The 20,465-nt window shown below is 45.1% G+C and carries 19 protein-coding genes; 6 read left to right on the top strand and 13 right to left on the bottom strand.

Going from position 1 to position 20,465, the window contains the following annotated elements; translation table 11 throughout:
* The first annotated feature begins 1,012 nt into the window (after positions 1-1,012).
* Positions 1,013-2,185, top strand: a complete 1,173-nt coding sequence (locus XZ46_RS03065) for an FAD-dependent oxidoreductase (protein ID WP_008056898.1) — start codon at positions 1,013-1,015, stop codon at positions 2,183-2,185.
* Here the strand turns inward: XZ46_RS03065 and XZ46_RS03060 are convergent.
* Both XZ46_RS03060 and XZ46_RS03055 read right to left on the bottom strand, forming a co-directional pair.
* A complete protein-coding gene (locus tag XZ46_RS03060) occupies positions 2,182-2,658 on the bottom strand; it encodes a bifunctional alanine racemase/tRNA (adenosine(37)-N6)-threonylcarbamoyltransferase complex ATPase subunit type 1 TsaE (protein WP_006667904.1) in 477 nt (158 codons plus the stop codon). The genes XZ46_RS03065 and XZ46_RS03060 overlap by 4 nt on opposite strands.
* A 50-nt stretch (positions 2,659-2,708) precedes the next feature.
* Complete coding sequence (locus tag XZ46_RS03055) at positions 2,709-3,080, bottom strand: DUF1622 domain-containing protein (protein WP_006621634.1); 372 nt, start codon at positions 3,078-3,080, stop codon at positions 2,709-2,711.
* 760 nt (positions 3,081-3,840) lie between these two features.
* Between XZ46_RS03055 and XZ46_RS03050 the strand changes: the two genes are divergently transcribed.
* Together XZ46_RS03050 and XZ46_RS03045 are read left to right on the top strand one after the other, a co-directional pair.
* On the top strand, positions 3,841-4,590 hold the full coding sequence (locus tag XZ46_RS03050; RefSeq protein ID WP_008056900.1) for an ABC transporter ATP-binding protein: 750 nt from the start codon (positions 3,841-3,843) through the stop codon (positions 4,588-4,590).
* Positions 4,591-4,592: 2 nt separating this feature from the next.
* Positions 4,593-5,558, top strand: a complete 966-nt coding sequence (locus XZ46_RS03045) for a threo-3-hydroxy-L-aspartate ammonia-lyase (RefSeq protein ID WP_008056902.1) — start codon at positions 4,593-4,595, stop codon at positions 5,556-5,558.
* Here XZ46_RS03045 and XZ46_RS03040 read toward each other — a convergent pair.
* From XZ46_RS03040 to XZ46_RS03000, 9 genes are all read right to left on the bottom strand, one after another.
* Complete coding sequence (locus XZ46_RS03040) at positions 5,552-7,294, bottom strand: EAL domain-containing response regulator (RefSeq protein WP_006621638.1); 1,743 nt, start codon at positions 7,292-7,294, stop codon at positions 5,552-5,554. The genes XZ46_RS03045 and XZ46_RS03040 overlap by 7 nt on opposite strands.
* Positions 7,291-8,388 (bottom strand): ATP-binding protein, encoded by a 1,098-nt coding sequence (locus tag XZ46_RS03035; RefSeq protein ID WP_006667905.1) that lies wholly within the window; start codon positions 8,386-8,388, stop codon positions 7,291-7,293. Before XZ46_RS03035 ends, XZ46_RS03040 begins: the two co-directional genes overlap by 4 nt.
* Before the next feature lie 383 nt (positions 8,389-8,771).
* On the bottom strand, positions 8,772-9,077 hold the full coding sequence (gene nuoK, locus XZ46_RS03030) for an NADH-quinone oxidoreductase subunit NuoK (RefSeq protein WP_174447153.1): 306 nt from the start codon (positions 9,075-9,077) through the stop codon (positions 8,772-8,774).
* 121 nt (positions 9,078-9,198) lie between these two features.
* On the bottom strand, positions 9,199-9,819 hold the full coding sequence (locus XZ46_RS03025) for an NADH-quinone oxidoreductase subunit J (protein ID WP_048895361.1): 621 nt from the start codon (positions 9,817-9,819) through the stop codon (positions 9,199-9,201).
* Between the two features lie 65 nt (positions 9,820-9,884).
* Positions 9,885-10,508, bottom strand: a complete 624-nt coding sequence (gene ndhI, locus XZ46_RS03020) for an NAD(P)H-quinone oxidoreductase subunit I (RefSeq protein WP_006621643.1) — start codon at positions 10,506-10,508, stop codon at positions 9,885-9,887.
* A gap of 62 nt (positions 10,509-10,570) precedes the next feature.
* Entirely contained in the window at positions 10,571-11,689 is a 1,119-nt protein-coding gene (nuoH, locus tag XZ46_RS03015) for an NADH-quinone oxidoreductase subunit NuoH (RefSeq protein WP_006621644.1), read from the bottom strand.
* 177 nt (positions 11,690-11,866) lie between these two features.
* Positions 11,867-13,042: a citrate synthase gene (locus XZ46_RS03010; RefSeq protein WP_006667909.1), complete on the bottom strand. Its 1,176-nt coding sequence runs from the start codon at positions 13,040-13,042 to the stop codon at positions 11,867-11,869.
* Positions 13,043-13,147: 105 nt separating this feature from the next.
* A complete protein-coding gene (gene sixA, locus XZ46_RS03005; protein WP_006621647.1) occupies positions 13,148-13,657 on the bottom strand; it encodes a phosphohistidine phosphatase SixA in 510 nt (169 codons plus the stop codon).
* 620 nt (positions 13,658-14,277) lie between these two features.
* Complete coding sequence (locus XZ46_RS03000; protein WP_006621648.1) at positions 14,278-14,775, bottom strand: HNH endonuclease; 498 nt, start codon at positions 14,773-14,775, stop codon at positions 14,278-14,280.
* Between the two features lie 141 nt (positions 14,776-14,916).
* Between XZ46_RS03000 and alr the strand changes: the two genes are divergently transcribed.
* The 3 genes from alr (at position 14,917) to XZ46_RS02985 (ending at position 19,596) form a co-directional block, all read left to right on the top strand.
* Positions 14,917-16,116 (top strand): alanine racemase, encoded by a 1,200-nt coding sequence (gene alr / locus XZ46_RS02995; RefSeq protein ID WP_006621649.1) that lies wholly within the window; start codon positions 14,917-14,919, stop codon positions 16,114-16,116.
* A gap of 18 nt (positions 16,117-16,134) precedes the next feature.
* Positions 16,135-16,638 carry a DUF427 domain-containing protein gene (locus XZ46_RS02990; protein ID WP_006621650.1) on the top strand — a complete coding sequence of 168 codons (504 nt, stop codon included), beginning with the start codon at positions 16,135-16,137 and terminating at the stop codon, positions 16,636-16,638.
* A gap of 177 nt (positions 16,639-16,815) precedes the next feature.
* Positions 16,816-19,596, top strand: coding sequence for a M16 family metallopeptidase (locus XZ46_RS02985; RefSeq protein WP_008056910.1), 2,781 nt, complete (start codon positions 16,816-16,818; stop codon positions 19,594-19,596).
* A gap of 81 nt (positions 19,597-19,677) precedes the next feature.
* On the opposite strand, the gene XZ46_RS02980 is transcribed toward XZ46_RS02985, so the two are convergent.
* On the bottom strand, positions 19,678-20,034 hold the full coding sequence (locus XZ46_RS02980; protein ID WP_006621653.1) for a hypothetical protein: 357 nt from the start codon (positions 20,032-20,034) through the stop codon (positions 19,678-19,680).
* Between the two features lie 69 nt (positions 20,035-20,103).
* Entirely contained in the window at positions 20,104-20,295 is a 192-nt protein-coding gene (psb35, locus tag XZ46_RS02975; protein WP_006621654.1) for a photosystem II assembly protein Psb35, read from the bottom strand.
* Positions 20,296-20,465: the final 170 nt, after the last annotated feature.

Raw genomic sequence — 20,465 nt, 5'->3', positions numbered from 1 at the left:
TTTACCTTAGCGATCGCCACTTAATCAATTTTCTGGAAAATTTGCCAATACCCTCGTGATTAGTTGGAGTTGATGATTTTGCTCATGGAGTGATATGGTCATGACCCTGCGAGGGTATATTGCAGCCTTTGTGTAGATAGAAACCGGATTTAGCCAAAAGGTATCGTATATACAAATATACAAGTTAGGCATTTTACTGCCTTTTAGTCGGAAAAACTAAGCCAGCACTGGCATTTCTAGGTTAGTTTCCTCAAAACTCAGAGCCACAAGGGGGCTAGATATCCGACTTGCAGATCGTTGGAGACTTACTATAAAAGACAGGTTAGGCATTTCTTCGTGGCAGTGTTGGCAGTACCAATAAATTCGGTTATGGTTGATATGCCTTAACATAGGTGAACCACAGCAAGGACAGGTACTCATAATTTAAAACTCCAAGTTGATCAAAGTTGATGGTTAACGCGGATTTATTAAGCTCTGTTTACCCAGTCTAGGTAGCCTTTGTGAATAAGTTGTGAAGTATTATCTACATTTTCTGATGCGCCATATTACCGATCGCAATTGCTAATTGATTTCAAAATATGCTAACAAGATTTGTATTCAATTACACCAATCTATCAATTTCCCTATTCCCAAAAATTTCTGGTACATTCGCGATCGCTCACTGTTATAACATTATACACAAATTGCCTGGAATTAAGTTAAGGAAAAACTAAATCTATCCTATCAACAGGTTAAAATCCCTGATCCCCGCATGACTCTGGGAGGCTATGGCCTGGGGGTTACAGTAGAAAATCAGTGCTTAACTGTCTACCTAGCCAACATTCCCCCAACCACATAGCGATCGCTATCTTTAGAAAAATTTAATCAAGTTTTTTTTATCGAGTTATGGTAAAATATTATGGGTGTCGGAATCATGGATTTGGGCAGCCAACTCGCTGATATTTAACCTAGTTTTGCTGGGGATTAATATCAATAAAACATGAAAATCAACGGAGTTTCCCTTAGTTAAGCGATGTTTTCTGTTACCCCTGTTAAGGACCTGGTACTAATTGGAGGGGGTCACAGCCATGCGATCGCTCTCAAAGAATTAGCCATCAATCCTATTCCCAGACTACGCCTCACCCTAATTTCTGATGTGTACCATACTCCCTATTCGGGGATGCTACCGGGATATATAGCCGGACTATATAAGTTTAACGATTGTCATATAGATGTGCAAGCCTTAGCCAATTTGGCGAAAGCCAGACTATTGATAGATCGCGCCATTGGTTTAGACCTACAAACGAATCAAGTCCTGTGCGCCAACCGTCCCCCCGTCCCCTTCGATATCCTATCCATAGATATAGGTAGTACCCCCAACACTATCACGGTCCCCGGTGTCCAACAACAGGCCATTCCGGTGAAACCTATTGCTAAATTTCTGAACCACTGGGATAAAATTGTGGAAACGGTGAGGGAAAACCGGACGCAGAAAATGCGATTAGCAGTGGTTGGCGGCGGCGCGGGGGGAGTGGAATTAAGCCTAGCCATATTTTCCCGTCTCCAACAGATTTCTGGTCTCGACAGCACACTACCAGAAAATCACCTAGAGTTACATCTATTTCAAAAAGGCGATCGCCTAATTCCCCAACACCACCGGGAGGTTAGTCGGCGTTTGCAAAAACTTTTCAGCGAGAGAGGTATCAAACTACACCTAGGGGAAACCGTGACGGAAATCGAAGGAAAATCCCCCCATACTATTCATTGTCAATCAGGATTAACCCTAAAATGCGATCGCCTGTTTTGGGTGACACAAGCCAGCGCCGCCACCTGGTTAAAAGACGCAGGACTAGCGACGGACGAACAAGGATTTATCCTAGTTAACGATTACCTTCAGTCTATCTCTCACCCTGATATTTTCGCGACTGGAGATATCGCCACCATGTTAAACCATCCCCGACCCAAAGCCGGAGTTTTCGCGGTCCGTCAAGGAAAACCCCTGGCGGAAAACCTGCGACGCAAAGCCAACCAACAACCCCTACAAGCCTATCGACCGCAGAAAGAATTTTTAATCCTAATTAGTACAGGGGACCAACAGGCGATCGCCTCACGCGGCTGTTTTCGTCTGGGTCCCCATCCCCTAATTTGGCAATGGAAAGACCATATTGATCGGCAATTTATGAGCCACTTTACCCAGCTTGGTTAAACCGGGTCAATTAACCCATCCAATTCTATCACCAACTCCCCCATGGGAATCAATTTAATTTGGCGATCGCCTTGGGGAGTATGACTCAAAATAATCTGCAAATAATCAGCCGGACGATAGGGGAGACGTTCGGACCACTCCACCGCCACCATACCCGGTTCCACCTCCACCCCCTCCCAATACAATGAAATATTCAACCCCTCAATTTCCGACTCATTCAGGCGATATAAATCCAAATGATACAGAGGAAGCCGTCCGCTTGTATACTCATTAATCAAAGTAAAAGTCGGACTATCCACTGATTCGGAAATCCCCAAACCTTTAGCGATACCTTGCACTAAAGTAGTTTTACCTGTCCCTAGATTACCCTCTAGCAGAATTAAACTATTAGCACCAAGCGATCGCCCCAATTTCACCCCCACAGCTTGGGTGGCGATCGCATCAGCCAGAGATAATATAACCGCATCATTCATCGGCTCACTCCTTGCTCAATTCTACTAATTCACCCACCCAGAAAACTCCTTTATTTGTTTCCATGATTTTTTTTAAAGTCAAACTCCTTCTCAAGTTCCTTATTCAGGAAATAGTTTAAAAACGTCCTAATCACAGCAATCACCCCCAATTTAATTAGAGTTTCCTCCGTCGGCGCTACCGTAGTCGCCAGAATATCAGCCCCCAGTTGAAATTCTAGGGCTAATGCCAACCACACCCCAAACCTAATCCGTAACTCAATAAACAGAAACTCATCATATTTAAATTGAGAAAATCGAATCGCCAGTTGTCCGGTTTTCGCCACGCCAAATAACACACAAAAAACCGAAATGGTCTCTAATAAAAACTTCGCCAAATCAACTAGCAGTTTGAGTCCAGCCTCAGCCGTATATAACCATTCCATAAGCTTTTCATGCTAGGTAGAGTGACCCCGGCTATGTTAGTAGTGCCAGCCAGATCAGAATCAGCGATCGCGATTTGGGCAAGGCTACCACTAGACAGACCCACCGGGTTTCAGGTTATTATATATATAGAATTCTGGGAATCAAGTGCCAGCCAAAATTGGACTCCCCCCTGAACCCAGGGGAAAGATTGACCCCGACAGTCAGCACCCCCGGCTGAAGCACGGGGGCTTCGTGCCCCCCTTTCAGGTAGCTGACCAGCTATAGCCTTAACTGGCTCCGTTCAGAGCAAGAGTTAAAGTTCCTACCCTGGAATGCGTGCTAGTTCCAGGCTCATGAACCGAATCGTTAAACATCTCTAAGGGGTTAAGGACGTGCGATTTGGATAGTACCGACTCTGAACATTGGCGTTCGCGCAGCGTGCGCGTTAGCGCAAGCGCAAACATTACCCCGCAAGGGAGTCGGAGCCAACCATAGCTCCATGGAGGGGCAACCATACCCCTCCACCCCGCAAAGGGGTGCTGGCGGCGGTCAGCCGCTTGAGTCGGTTTTCCTCTCCGTGATCAATCACGGAGCTTCCAACCCTCCCAGGAGTTTTACGTGACAGTTAGCCAAATGTCATATTGATACCAAACTGCCACTATCCAATAGGTCATAATTAAATGGAAACCAGATTTTTTTGCCGATCATGTCACAACTACCAGTAAAGTTTTAAAGACCGTGCCAGTAAGCTGTCGCTAATCTTCAGATCGAGGGTCATCAATGATCACTTCTAACTTAAATTGGACGAACTTAGCCAAAAGCAAAAGCCTAATGGCTGAACGCAACCATGATCCCAAAGCGATCGCGATTTGGGCCTGTGGGATTGAAATGATTTATCAATCTGGACGGCAAAGTTTTAAAGTCCTCAAAGGCATTGACCTGCAAGTTCGCTCTGGGGACATACAACTTTTGATGGGACCAAGTGGGTCTGGTAAAACCACATTACTCTCAATTTTAGCCGGACTTCTCACCCCCACAGCCGGGCGAGTCATGTTGTTAGACCAAAATATAACCGTTATGTCTCGCCAACAGTTGGCACAGTTCCGACTCAGGAATATTGGCTTTATTTTTCAGGGGTTTAACTTGTTTCCAGCACTCACGGCCGCGGAAAATGTGGAAGTTGCCCTAAATATCAAAGGCATTCGTGGACGGAGAGCGCGCCAGGAAGCCCAAATACGCCTCGATCAAGTGGGTTTGGCTGATAAGAAGCATTTGCGACCCCGTGACCTTTCTGGGGGGCAAAAACAGCGGGTAGCGATCGCTCGCGCGTTGGCGGGAAGTCCTAAACTGATTATGGCTGATGAACCTACAGCAGCCTTAGACTCTACCAGCGGTCACGCGGTTATTGATGTCTTGCGGAAGTTGGCTAAGGAAGACGGCGCGACCGTGTTAATGGTGACTCACGACCCCCGCATCATTGATGTGGCCGATCGCATTCTACATCTCGAAGATGGCAAAATTCAGCACTAACCATGGATAGCCAGTTACCAGTTAACTTTAACGCAGTTGCTGCCGCCTCCGCACGTCTCCAGGGCTACATTAAGCCTACCCCAGTGGTTACATCTACCACCGTGAATCGACTAACTGGGGGGACGGTTTTTTTTAAGTGCGAGAATTTCCAACGTACCGGATCATTTAAGTTTCGTGGTGCTTTCAATGCCCTATCTTTGCTAGATCCGAAACGGCAACAGGGCGGCGTGTTTACCTATTCCTCCGGCAATCACGCCCAAGCGATCGCACAAGCCGGGTCAATTCTAGGAATCAACACCACTATCATTATGCCAGACAATGCCCCCGCTGTCAAGCGATCGGCTACAGCCAATTATGGCGCGGAAATTGTCCTGTATAATCCCTCGGAAGTAGTGCGAGAAAAATATTGTCAACAACTAGCGGAGGAAAGAAATGCTACCATTATTCCCCCCTATAATCATCCCGATATTATCGCCGGACAGGGAACTACAGCATTAGAATTAATTGAGGATGTAGGAGAATTGGATTTATTGTTAGTTTGTTGTGGCGGCGGTGGCTTGCTTTCCGGTTGCGCGATCGCTACTCGCCAACTTTCTCCCGCTTGTCAAATTATCGGCGTTGAACCCGCTTTAGCAGACGATGCTACCCGGTCATTTAAGACTAAAACTCTCCAGACTATTCACAACCCCCAAACTATTGCTGATGGCGCGAGAACACCTTATTTGGGAAGTCTCACCTTTCCGATTATCCTAGAGACCGTTGATGATATGGTAACCGTTTCCGAAACTCAAATTATTGAGGCGATGCGGTTTTTATGGGAAAGGTTAAAATTGGTGGTAGAACCCACCGGAGCATTAGCCACAGCCGCTTTACTTTCGGGAATTGTCCCCGCTGCTAATCGTCGTGTTGGGGTGATTATTAGTGGCGGTAATGTGGATTTAAAAGAGGCGATCGCTTTATTTCAATAATTGGGTAGGTTAAAATCAGGATCGCTTTTTAATAAACCTTCAAACTGAGCAGCCGTCAGGGGGGGACTGAAAATATAACCCTGAATTTCATCACATAAATTGTCATAAATAAACGCCAGTTCTTCTTCCGTTTGTACCCCTTCCGCCACCACCTTTAAGTTAAGTTGTTTGGTCATCATAGTAACCGCCTTCACAATAGCTTGAGTTTTCGGATTTTTATCAACATCCTTCACAAAGCAACGGTCTAGTTTCAAAGTATCAAAACGAAACTTATTTAAATAGTTAAGAGAAGAGTAACCCGTCCCAAAATCATCAATGGCAATTTTTAAACCCAGAGAATTTAATTCCTTTAACTTCCGGATAGATAACTCCTCATTTTTCACCAAGATACTTTCGGTTAACTCTAGTTCCAAATAAGCCGGATCTACCCCTTCACTTTGTAAAATTTCCCTTAAATGGTGGCAAAAATCAGGATGATTAAACTGATCAGCTGAAACATTAATCGCTACCGGAATTAACAGGCCTAAATTTGCCCAATTTTTGATTTGATTACAAGCCGTTTTAACTACCCATTCTCCAAGAGCTTGAATTAAACCTGTTTCTTCAGCCAAAGGAATAAATAACGCCGGTGGGACTAGACCATTATTGCGCCTATTCCACCTCAGCAAAGCCTCAGCACCCACAATTTTACCAGTTTTTAAGCAGACTTTTGGCTGATAATAAAGTTGTAACTCATTCCTGGCGATCGCTTTTTGCAAATCCGCTTCTAAAGCCAGACTATCCGCTGAGATCACCTGTAAACTATCTCGATATACTGTACAGCGGTTTCCTCCATAACTGCGACTCGAATTTAAAGCAATTTGACTATTTTTTAACAGCGAATCAATCTCCTGACCATGAAGAGGATACAGAGCAATTCCCATACTAGACATAATCACAATTTCATGACCCCTAATTAATAAGGGTTCAGCCACAGCATCCCTGAGTAGTTGGGCTTGCTCATGGACTTGATTTTCCGAGCCAGTGAACTCACCAATAATCGCAAACTCTCCACTGGTCAAATAAGCTACAGTCCCCTGATTATCCATAGCTTTAACCAGTCTTTCTCCCACCGCTTTAAGTAGTGCTTCCGCCGACTCATAACCAAGGATGTCATTAATCCGCTTAAATCTATCTACACTCAAACAGACAATGGGAATTAATCCCGAATCGTAACTTGGTAAATTCTCTAAAATTTGTTCAAAGCGATCGCGCAAAGCCAAACGATTCGGTAAATTAGTGATTCCGTCCCAGTCCAACAGTTGATTCAGTGGTGATTCTGTAGATACAATTTGACTCTGATTATTTTGATAATACCGTTGCATATTGGAATATTTTTCTAAACGCACGGTAATTGATCGCATTAGCTCCGCTGCTGAACAGGGTTTAGTAATATAATCATCAGCACCCAACTCCATAGCCTTGCGGGTATTCATGCGATCGGCTAAAGCCGTCATAAAAATAAACGGAATAATTGCCGTTTTCGGGTTCTGTCGAAGCTGTGCGAGAACCCCATAACCATCAAGTATCGGCATCATCACATCACACAAAATCAGATCAGGTTGCTCCTGTTCAGCCAGTTTAACACCCCGCAGACCATCGGTAGCTTCCAACACTTGGAAATTCTCAAATGTTAGCAGTTCCACCAAGTTCTCTCTGACCAATCTTTCATCTTCAATAATCAGAATTTTTTTCATTCCTCTAATTTAGATGGCAAGATAACTGTACAAGTTGTTCCTATTCCTTCTTCACTTTCCACCCGAATTTCACCAAGCTGTAAATCTACCGCTTTTTTCACCAAAGGCAACCCCAGTCCTGTTCCTGATATATTCCCCACATTGCTACCACGGTGAAACGGCTCAAATAGGTGTTTGAGATCCAACTTAGGAATGCCAATACCTGAGTCCTTAATCATCAAGATAACCCGATCATCCTCACAAGTCAAGTCTATTTTAATATCCCCCCCCGCCTGGGAATACTTAATCGCGTTAGAAATCAGGTTAGTTAGTATTTGTGAGATTAAATACTCATCAAGTCTGGTATCCGGGAAACTGCTAGGACAGGTAAAAATTAAATTGTGTTTATCCGTGGTTAGTTGAATTTCCGCAATTAAGTTAGCGCAAAACTCTTTCAGATTCACCACCACGGGATGGGGGATTAACTTGCCAGATTCCGCTTTTTCAATGATGAGAATATCATTTAAAAGTTCTGTCATTTGCTGGATTCCTACCCTGATTCTCTGAAAATGGGTGCGTTTTTTGTCATCGGAAATTCTCTGACTATAACTTTCTAATAATCCAGCCGAGAAAGAAATAGTAGTTAAGGGAGTCCTTAACTCATGGGAAATTGTCGTAATTAAACGAGTTTTTAGGTCTTGAAATTCTGCCTGTATTTGGTCTATTTGTGCTTGGGTCTCATCCCGCCAATCATCATTGTCACTTTGCAGAATATCAAGCTGTTCTTGGAGTTGATAAACTGATTGATATAATATGGGATTGTTCAGAATTTGTAAAAGTCGGTAACTCGAAATTAATCCCAATAAATGATTTTCGTCATTAACTACGACACAAAAATCAGTTTTAGCATTGTTAAATAATGAAATTAGGCTAGAGATATTCGGCAAATGTGACTTTTTGAAGACCAGTGGTAATTCCTTCATTACTTCTGCCACTTTAGTCTCATTTAGATCTATTTTTTTCGACACGACATCGACTACCTCCTTGGCGCTGAATGAACCAATCGGGGTACTGTCATTGACAACCAAAACAACTTGTGCGTCCAACTCCTTCATTAGAGCGATCGCATCAATTATTTTAGTCTCCGGTCCAACAATAATAGGTGAAGTATCTATAATAATTTTCTCTGATGATAAGAGTGCTAAGTGAAACTGAACCCACTAGCCATCAAAGCCAGGGTTTTCCGAGTTCAACAACTCCCCCTCACTGAAAGGGTTTACCATATTCAGTTATCGGGAACCCGTTGACCCCAATTGGCAATTGTGCTAGACCCTGGGAATACCCTGATAGCTCAAGGGATTCCTGCACTACAACATTCTAGCACAATGAAAATAAGATCTTACTTCTGCGATCGCCCCTCTCATCTTAGAGTCCACCACCAAAAAAGCCTAATTTCCTTAGAAACCAGGCTTTCAATGATTAGTTTGAGTTAGGAAGACTACCACTTTAACAAGTTAAACTCTTCCATATCGACCGTATCACGGTTACGATAAATTGTCAAGACGATCGCCAAACCGACCGCCGCCTCCGCCGCCGCCACGGTAATGACAAACACCGCAAAAACTTGACCCTTAATACTCCCAGAGTCCAAATAGTTAGAAAACCCCATCAAATTGAGGTTAACAGCATTAAGCAGTAACTCAATAGACATGAGAACCCGGACCGCATTACGGCTAGTAATCAATCCATAGATACCAATACAAAACAAAGCCGCCGCGACCAATAGAAAATATTGAAGTTGCAATTCCATAAACAATTTTTAAGATTTCCAAGTGTCTGTGTAATGCCATCGGGATCACCACAGCGAAGGCCTAACCCAGGGTTAAATAGCCTCGCTGTAGATTAACCGATCGCTACTCTAGCCATTATTCGGAGGACTCCTCAGAGCTACCAGAAACGGAGACCAGTTCCCGGGGGCGCTCGGTGAGCATTAAAAGAGGTGTAGTTGTAGTTGGCGCGTTAGAAGCATCGGGGAGAAAATCCCGACGAGCGAGAACAATAGCTCCCACCATAGCCATTAGCAAGAACACAGAAGCTAACTCAAAGGGTAGCAAAAAGTCAGTAAAGAAATGTTCACCAATAGCGATCGCCGAACTTTCAATGGTCACCACTGTAGTCGTAACCGACCATGGCGTTGATAACACCATAGTAGACAACAGAGCAAATAAGCCCACACAGACCACAGCCGTAGCAATTTGGCGCAGCCCAGCATTAGGTAAAACCCGAAAATCCTGTTGTTTGTTAACCAACATGATCCCAAACAGGATCAAGACATTAACAGAACCGACATAAATCAAAACTTGAGCCGCAGCCACAAAATCCGCATTGAGTAGGAGATATAATCCAGCCATGCTCATAAACACGCCTCCCAGCAAAAATGCCGAGTAAACGATATTTTTGAGCAAAACCACACCCAAAGCGGAGCCAATCATCATGATGGTTAGCAGGCCAAAGGAAACGACCTGAACCCCTTCTGCTAAATTCACGGGCATATCCTAGAGTTATCAAAGTTTGGGTAATGGAGACATTACCCCTGCCAAAGTTATTAAAATCAGGCTTTTTCTGCCTTAGCTTGGGATTCCCCATCCCGTTGTTGTTCCATCTTATCGAGAATTTCCTCTGGACGCAAACCAGAACGACGGGAATTTGGGGGAAGATCGTGGGGGTCCATAACTCCCTTGGGTAAATAGGCAAGTTCCCGCAGGGGAGTCACCATCGGATCATCAGTCACCTTGTAGGGTAACCGTCCCAGTGCCACACTATCATAGTTCAACTCATGGCGATCGTAAGCTGCCAGTTCGTATTCTTCGGTCATTGACAGACAATTAGTCGGACAATATTCGACACAATTACCGCAGAAGATGCAAACGCCAAAATCGATGCTGTAGTGTTTGAGTTTCTTTTTCTTAGTTTCCCGGTTAAATTCCCAGTCTACGACGGGGAGGTTAATGGGGCATACCCTGACGCAGACCTCGCAGGAGATGCACTTATCAAACTCAAAGTGAATGCGACCCCGGAACCTTTCGGAAGGAATCAGTTTTTCATAGGGGTATTGAACAGTAATGGGTCGCCGCTTCATGTGGTCAAAGGTGACAGATAGACCCTGACCGATATATTTAGCGGCTTGAATGGTTTCCTTGGCGTAGTCGCCAACTTGGTTAAGAAACTTGAGCATAGTGTTTTCGGAGTGTCTTAGCTTGGGTTAACTTAAGTTTAGGGATTAGCCCCCTTTAATATTTATCCCCCAAAAGCTATGGGAAATGCTAGTTTTAAGGCGGCTGTTAGCAAAAGATTTACCAAAGCCACGGGGAGTAAGAATTTCCAACCCAGGTTAAGCAGTTGGTCAATACGAACCCTAGGGACGGTCCACCGGATCAGAATAGCAGTAAATACCAGTAGATAGGCTTTCAGGATAGTCATGGTAATGCCGAGACTGGCGGTTAGCACCTGTAACCAAGGGGTGGTTTCACTCACACCCAAAAGTCCTGCGATCGCCACGACGGGAATCGGAAAATTCCAACCCCCAAGGTACAAAACTGATACCAACAGGGCAGATAGTACCAGGTTGACATAGGAAGCCAGGTAATACAGAGCAAATTTCATCCCGGAATATTCCGTCTGATATCCAGCGATCAACTCTTCCTCAGCTTCTGGTAAATCAAAAGGTAATCTTTCACACTCAGCCAAAGCGGCAATACAGAAAATCGCAAAACCCACAGGTTGTCGCCAGACGTTCCAACCCAGGATGCCATAGCCGGACTGTTGTTGCACAATATCAAGGGTACTGAGGCTATTAGACATCATCACCACCGCCAACACGGCTAGGGCGAGGGGAATTTCGTAACTGATGGACTGAGCGGCGGCCCGTAGCCCTCCCAGTAGGGAGTATTTATTATTGGAAGCGTAGCCGGACATCAGTAGACCAATAGGCTGAATACTCGATAGGGCGATCCACAAAAATATTGCTGTCCCCAGATTAGCGATCGCCAAATTTTGTCCAAACGGCACAATCAGGTAAGACAAAAACACCGGAATCGACACAATAATCGGGCCGAGAGTAAATAATAGCGGATCTGCCTTAAACGGGACAATATCTTCCTTTAGCAAAAGTTTCAGGCCATCTGCCAGGGGAGCCAAACTCCCCATCGGGCCAATATATTCGGGTCCGATACGTTGTTGAGCGGCGGCGGATATTTTTCGTTCCAACCAAACCGATCCTAATACTCCTACGGTAGCACCAACTAGCATTAATCCCATGGGAAATGGCATCCACAGAATTTTAGCCACCCCTGTTGGTATACCCAAATCTAGGAGGACTTGAATGAAACTTCCTTGTATATCAATTCCTGGATTCATATATTATTCGCATTCAAAACGGCTGCAATTCCCCTGATCAGTATAACCGCTGGAGGGACTCAAATCTTCACGAGCGGGGGAAATTTTCACCGCCGGGGGAATTTCTGCCCCCAAAAAAAGGAAATGGGGGGGGGCTATTGCCCTTTCCCCCAATCCAAATCTGTAGTGGTTCAATACCTATTTAATCACTGGACCTTGCAGGTCGATCGCACAGTTGCGGTCATGAATGGGGATATAGGTTTCCGCATGATTTCCCGTGTAGATCTGGGTGGGTCGATAAATGCGGTTCTTGACCAATTGTTCTTTCCAGTGCGCTAACCATCCCGCTACCCGAGCGATCGCAAAAATCGGAGTAAACAAGTCCGAGGGAATACCCAATTTCCGGTACACCAAACCAGAATAGAAGTCCACATTGGCATAAATACCCTTATGTCCCAACCGTTCCTGAACCACCTTTTCTAATTCCACCGCCACTTCATAGTATTGGTCGGAACCAAACTTCTCAAACAGTTGCTCTGCCAAATTCTGAAGAATAGTTGCCCTCGGGTCTTTGACTTTATACACCCGATGACCAAAGCCCATAATTTTGGCTTTTTTCTCCATCAAGCTATCTAGGTAGGGCCGGACATTTTCCACAGAACCAATTTCTTCGAGCATTTCCAGAACTTCCTCGTTAGCACCCCCGTGCAGTGGACCTGCTAAAGTTCCCACCGCCGACGCGATCACCGCATAGGGGTCAGTTAACGTCGAAGCTGTCACCATTGCCGAAAATGTCGAAGCGTTGATGGTGTGTTCTGCATGGAGAGTTAAGCACACATCAAAAACACGAGCTGCTAACGGGTCCGGTTCCATTTCACTCAGCATATATAGGAAGTTGGCGGAGTAGTCCAAATCGTCCCTGGGTTGTACCGGATCATTCCCTTTCCGCATCAGTTTAAAAGCTGCTACCATCGTCGGAATTTTCGCCAGCAGTCGCACTACCGCTTGGCGAATGTACTCGGGATTATCTAAGGCGCGACGGGAGTAGAACAGCCCTAAAGCAGCCGCTGAGGTTTGCAGAGCATCCATGGGGTGACCGGTTTCGGGAAAGCATTTCATCATGTCCCGAATCCGATATTTAATCCGACGGTGATAGCGGATTTCATGCTCAAAATCTGCGAGTTCGTCTTTCGTTGGCAGTTTTCCCCAGATCAACAAATAGGCAGTTTCCAAAAATGTGCTTTGTTCAGCCAACTGCTCGATGCTGATCCCTCGGTATTCCAGGAGTCCTTTTTGTCCATCAACGTAGCTGATGCTTGACAGCGTAGCGGGAACGCCCTCTAAACCGGGCTTAAACTCACTCGTTGTAGTCATAGGAGCTTTTCTATATGTGTAGAATGTACAGGTATTACATTACCAGACACATTGAAACAAACGCCATTTTAAAATAATTAATTAACAAATGGCTGTTAATAAAAGTTAACGTTCATTTAGTCCCAACAAAAATTTAGGAGCTGTCAACCAAAACAGACGGGAATTCCCTTGTATCATACCCTGTTTGGGAATTTTGATTCCAATTATACCAGCTTTTTTCACGATTAAAACATCTGCAGATTTTTGCCAGATTAGATATTCTGCCCAATTGCCTAAATCCGGTTGGTGTCCGACTAGCGCCCAATCCTTATCCCTAGTTTTGTCATGGTTTCCGTACCAATCTAACCATTGTTGAATGTCACCATCAGGGGCTAGGGCTGGCAAGATTTCTAACCGGGAACTCAGTCCGGTTGATTGGAGAATTTCGGCGGTTTGTCTGGCGCGCACAAGAGGACTGGAAAGTATACAATGAAACTGAATTTTGAGCTGTTTCAGTGTAAGGGCTACTTGACGGGTTTTGCGATCGCCTTCTGGGGTGAGGGGACGTTGTTCGTCCTTTTGGTAAGTACCGCGATCGGCGGCGATTCCATGACGAATTAAATATAAGTTACTCATCTCAAAATTCCCGAATTGATTGCTAAAGATACATTGAACGTGGAAAAATCTGGCTATGGCCCAAAATTTCCGGGTATGCGACAATCTTCCAGAGGGCGGGTTAATTAATCTTGTCGCCCCCTCTTCCTTCTGTAATTAACGGGGGGTATCAGAGGGCGGGTTAATTAATCTTGTCGCCCCCTCTTCCTTCTGTAATTAACGGGGGGTACAGCCTGTTCAGAAATCATCTGATCACTTCTCAAAGTCCCTCTCCCTCTCTGGGATCCAGATTTAGGGTGAGGGCAATGTATTAAGCGACTGGTGAACAAGCTGTATCAGAGGGCGGGTTAATTAATCTTGTCGCCCCCTTCTGTAATTAACGGGGGGTATCAGAGGGCGGGTTAATTAATCTTGTCGCCCCCTTCTGTAATTAACGGGGGGTATCAGAGGGCGGGTTAATTAATCTTGTCGCCCCCTTCTGTAATTAACAGTAGAACCCGCCCCTACATTTATTATTGGTATTATTGGGGTAGCTGGAGTATTTAGCCGCCGTGGGAAGATCTGGCTGGCCATTTTCCCAACTGTCGGTCACAAGACCTCCCCTATACAAAAACCCCTGGGTATCATTGTATCCAGGGGCTTCACAAGCCAATCATATATTTTTGCCATTCTTGGTTCATGCCACTTTTGAGGTGTCGAGTCACCTCAAAATAAAGGCTGCTGTAAGGCTTTCGGGGGGGATGTCTCAAAGGCATTCCGGCTTCCTTCGGGGTGCGACAGCCCTTTTTGACATTACAGCGCATACAAGCGGTTACCAGATTTTCCCAAGTATCACCCCCTTGGCGCGATCGCGGAATCACATGATCAACAGTCAATTCATCCCCCTTATAGCCACAGTATTGACAAGAGTGGCAATCGCGCTGCAAGATATTCCTTCGGGTTAATGGAATTTCTTTATAGGGGACTCGGACATAATGACGTAATCGGATCACAGTTGGGAGGGGAAAATCTGGTAGCAGATACTTACCATTATGCTCAACTTGTTCCGCCTTTTCCTTCAACAATAAGACCACCGCCCGCCGCCAAGTCGTGATATTGAGCGGTTCATAGGAGGCATTCAACACCAGAACATTGCCCATACTAATAAATTGCTGCGATGTAATGATTTTGACCCGATATTATCATATATTTAAATTTTTGGCCTGGGTCGGGAAATCCCCAGACGATATTGGTATCTAATTGGTATCTGTGTATTTTAACTTTCGCGCTAAGGAATGATAATGGTTAGCAGGAAATCTGAGCCACTAGCCCAGGACGATCGCACCTATACCTATGAGGGTGAATGTGAACATCGTGCTTGGGTAGAAGTAGACCGCTGGGCGATCGCCAATAACGTCAAACAGATCCGCCACCTACTATCCCCGGAAACTAGGTTGATGGCTGTAATTAAAGCAGATGCCTATGGTCATGGGGCGGTGAGTGTGGCTAAAATTGTGTCTGAAATTGGGGTTGACGATTTCGCGGTGGCTACCATTCCCGAAGGTATTGAATTGCGGCGCTTAGGTATTCAACAGCCTATTTTAGTGCTGGGGGCTGTTCATACTTCTGATGAGATCAAGGCGATCGCCCATTGGGGACTACAACCCACTTTATGCACCCCGACTCAAGCCCTACTTTTCTCGGAAACTCTCCAATCAATTAAGCGATCGCTACCCGTTCAACTTAATATAGATACCGGAATGTCACGGCTGGGGACTTGGTGGGAACAAGCCCTAGAATTTGTGCAACTGGTGCGGGGATTACCTAATTTGGAGATTTCTGGCATATATTCCCACTTCGCCACCGCTGATATTCGCGATCGCACCATTATGGATCAGCAACATTGGCGCTTTCAACAGGTCTTAGCCCAAATTCAGGAACATACAACCCTCTTCTCTATCCCTACCGTCAAACCCTGTTTACATCTAGCCAACTCCGCCGCCACCTTAACCGACCCAGCTTTACATTATGATATGGTCAGGGTCGGCTTATCCCTTTATGGATTATATCCCGCCCCTCATTTGCGATCGGTCGTCAATCTTCAGCCCGCCATGAGTATTCGCGCCCGTGTTACCCAAATCAAAACCATTGAAGCTGGGTGCGGCGTTAGTTACGGATATAAATTTATCGCCAAACAAAAGACTCCCATTGCAGTTGTGGGTATTGGCTATGCTGACGGAGTACCCCGCCACCTGTCTAACCAGATGAAAGTCCTAATTCGCGGTCAATTCGTCCCCCAAATTGGCGCAATCACAATGGATCAGTTAATGTTAGATGTAACTGCTATTCCTGATTTACAGGTCGGAGAAGTGGTCACCCTTTTGGGAAGCGATCGCCATCATAGCATTTCCGCCGATGATTGGGCGGAACAGTTAGGCACGATTTCCTGGGAAATCCTCTGTGGATTTAAACATCGCCTTCCTCGGATTCTTATTAATTAAACCCTGAAACCACAAAACATGAGTTTTTTTAGACCATCACCGATTACCCCTGGTCCCGGACAAGAATCAGTTTGGGACTATCCCCGTCCCGCCAAATTGGAGGATACCAATAAACACCTGCGGATTATTTTTAATGGCATTACTCTGGCTGACTCCCGCCAAGCTAAACGGGTTTTAGAAACTAGCCACCCGCCAACATACTACATTCCCGGCGATGATATTCAACTTGAATATCTTGTGGAAACTTCCCGCCGCACTATGTGCGAATGGAAGGGAGTTTGTGTTTATTATGATGTCATTGTCGGAAATAAACGAGTATCTAATGCCGCTTGGCGTTATGTGCAGCCAACTCCCAGTTTTGTCGATATCCAAGACTGTTACAGCTTCTATGCTAGTCTCATGGATGAATGTTATGTTAATGATGAGTTAGTGCAATCTCAACCCGGAGATTTTTACGGCGGTTGGATTACTCAAGATATTGTCGGACCTTTTAAAGGTGGGGCGGGGACAATGGGCTGGTAAATCCTTAATCATTTCACCTGAACACCGCTAGAGAGAACAGTTAATAACTATCCCTCTGGCGGTCATTAAATAACCCCAAATCTCCGAGTATATATGAATCTTGAGATAGCCATGATTACCAGTATCATTAGCCATAATTAGTTAATCCTGTATGGCGCGAGATTCAACCAATTTTTAATGGTAACTAACCCTTTAAACCAAGTGATTTTAAATCCATCCTTTCCACCCAATTTAACCACAGAAGCCACCACCATTCACCCCAGCCAAAACGTGACTCAAACCATCCTAGAAAATGGTCTGACCGTTTTAACCAAACCCGTCCATACCGCCCCAGTTGTGACAGTCCAGGTATGGTATAAAATCGGCTCACTAGACGAACAACCGGGGGATAATGGTATCGCGCATCAACTGGAACACATGATGTTTCAAGGTACTACTACCCGCCCTATTCAATATGGTAGTTTATTAGAAACCTTGGGGGGAGATTTTAATGCTTTTACAGGTTATGACCAGACAGCATATCATAATACTGTGGAATCTAATGCCTTAAAAAGCGTTCTCATTTTGGAAGGCGATCGCCTCAAAAATGCCCTGATTTCTCCAGAGCAACTTGACAAAGAAAAAGGAGTAGTTATCTCCGAGTTACAGGGATATGAAAATAGCGCCCAATATCGCCTCAGTCGCGCCGTAATGGAAGCCGCCTTTCGCCATCATCCCTATGGTTTAATGATTGGTGGAACTAAAGCAGATGTCGAAACTTTCACGGTCGATCATGTGCGTTCTTATTACCATCTCAATTATCGCCCTGATAACGCGGTTTTAATTGTGGTTGGTGACTTTGACCCCGCATCAATCCTCACCACAATTCAGGAAATCTTTGGCGGCATTCCTAACCCGGATGAACCTCCCACCCGTGTACAGCGCGGACAAATTCCCAGTACCTTTCCCCCCCAGATTTTACCATCAAATCAACCGATTATTCTACAGGAACCGGGAGCCGTCCCCTTCAGCCTAGCAATTTATCCAATCCCCGCCATTAATCATGATGATATTCCCGCCCTGAATATCCTGGATTATATTTTAGATAATGGTGGTCGTAGTTCTCGGATTTATCAAGAATTAATCGATAGTGGAATTGCGACGGATGCTGGCAGTACAGTAGTTAATTTAAGTGCGGGAGGTTGGTTAGAAATGTGGGGAACTACCACTAACATCAAATCTCTGAACCGCCTCGATAAAGCCTGGCAAAAAATGATTGTCAAACTACAACAAAAATTGGTGACTACGGAAGAACTTGATCGCGCCAAAACCCAAATTATTGCTAGTTCCATCCTGGAAAATCGTGATCTGACCAGTCAAGCCATGCAATTAGGTTTAGACTGGACAACAACGGGGAATTATCGCTATACAGAAGATTATCTAAAAGCGATCGCCAAAGTCACAGCAGCAGACGTGCAAAAAGTCGCCCAAACCTATCTCAAACCAGAATATCGCACCCTGGGAAGATTTGAACCCACCCAGACCCAAACCGAGTCAACAACAGACCCAAATGCTCTTAATTCCGCCGCCACTAAAGTTAATATCCAAACGAACGGTCATCATCGCATTAGTGAACCCCCAGACCCAGCAGCCATCAGCCAATATCTGCCAGAAATTCCCCCCGCGAAAGTTCACACCATCACGCCGCCGGAGTCTTTCACCCTAGATAATGGGATGCGAGTGTTATTACTAGCGGACAATAGTACCCCATCGATATCAATTCGGGGATTTGTGAAAGCCGGGGAAGAATTTGACCCCCAAGGTCGGGAAGGGTTAGCCCTACTAACTGCGGAAAACCTAATGAGTGGAACAGTCAGTTATAATGGGCAATCATTAGCCCGTCGTCTGGAAAATCGAGGCGCAAATCTCGAATTTACTGCCGCCACGGAAGGGGTAGATATTTCGGCTTCCGCTCTCAGTGGTGATTGGCTTCTGGTTTTGGAAACGCTGGCTGATGTATTGCAAAATCCCACCTTTCCCCAAAAATGGTTAGAACTGATCCGCCAACAACAGATATCTGAGTTACTAGAATCTGAACAGAATCCCGCCTATGTGAGCCACCGCGCCCTACAAAAGCAGCTTTATCCCAAAAACCACCCGCTGCATAGTTACCCCACCCAGAACAGCCTCAGAGCCATCTCTCGTGATGAGATTAAGAATTTCCAGAGGACTTATTATTGCCCTGAGCGGACAGTTTTGGTAGTAGTCGGAGATTTTGATTTAGGGTTGATGCGATCGCAAATCGAAACCGAATTTGGCTCCTGGAAAAACCAAACCACCGCCCCGGAAAATCCTTGGCCGCCCGTTTCCCTACCCACCAAATTTGTCTGGCTACAGGAAGAGATACCCGGTATAGTGGAGTCAGTCACCGCCATGGGATATCCTAGCATAGACCGCCACGATTCCCGCTATTATGCAGCCCTAGTTCTTAATCACATCCTAGGGGGTGGCACTTTGTCAAGTCGCCTAGGACTGGAATTGCGCGATCGCCACGGACTCACCTATGGGGTGTATAGTTGGTTTAATTCTGGGTGGCGTTGGGGTTGTTTCACTATCGAAATGCAAACCGCACCGGAAAACGCAGCATTAGCAATTGAGAAAACCCTCGCCCTACTCAAACAAGTTCAGCAACAGGGAGTTACCCCCTCCGAAGTAGAAACCGCTAAACATAGTATAATTTCGAGCGATCGTGTAGCTTTAGGAGATCCTGAGTTTCTCGCTGGTGTAATTATGTGGAATGAAATCTTCCAATTTACCCCCACAGAACTTAATCAATTTTACCAAAAAATTGACGCGGTGACTCCCTCATTAGTTAACCAAGTCGCCAAGGAACTTATCCACCCCGATCGCATAATTGTTGTCACTTCCCAACCCGCCATTACCAAACCTTTTGTCGGGCGCGTCAACAGCCCCAAATAGACCAGTTTTTGAGGGTGCGTCCTGGTGATGACGCACCCCGTAAATACCTAATCAATCATTGATTATCCTAGTAGTGGATAATTATATAATTCCGGTTCCCTTACCTCGGCTATCTTCAGACATAGTTAATTTACCTTCTTCGTCAGTTTCATTAACTTGTTTAAGGGTTTCGAGTCGTTTCGCTTTATCAGCTTGTTCTTGTTCCCGTAAATCACCAGGTTCCTCAATGTACATTTCTGGTTCAACCGCAAAATTATCTAATAGCCCTTCTCGACTCATACGATAACCACCCGTAGTATCTGTGGTTCCCTCTGCTGCGTCAGGAGTCTTTTTAAAGTTGTCCCCCTCCCTTTCCATGCGGGCGGCTGTTTCCGCTGACATGATGTTGCGATCGTAGTTATCACCTACTGTGGCTTGATTATTTTTTTGAGTTGCCATAATTTAATTTTCTCCAATTTTGTGCTACAATTGCTTAGTTATCTTGTGTTACTGGGTCAATGAATCACCCTATTTATTAATGTTGGGAACTATGTCGGGGCGTTCTTTATCCTCCCAACCGACAGGACGCTTAGAGTTATACCAAGCAATAGAACCAATAGAAGCTGCTGCAATAAACCCTACTACCAAGGATAAAGTAGCAGCCACTGGAAAATGAGGCGCATTTGTTGCCACTTCACCTAGAACTAAATTAATATCCATAAACAGATATTTTCCTCACAAATCAGCATTAACCCCATACTATCGGTTCATCTCTATCGAGTCTTCTACCTGTAGTCGTACATTAATCATCAATTGCATCATCCTAAAGTTCAATACCAATCATTCCTAGGGTGGTGCGTCAGATATCAAACCGTTTCGGCTGAGAAACC

This window comes from Limnospira indica PCC 8005, from assembly GCF_000973065.1.
GTDB classification, from domain to species: Bacteria; Cyanobacteriota; Cyanobacteriia; order Cyanobacteriales; family Microcoleaceae; genus Limnospira; species Limnospira fusiformis.
This window is presented reverse-complemented; position numbering and strand designations above follow the sequence as displayed.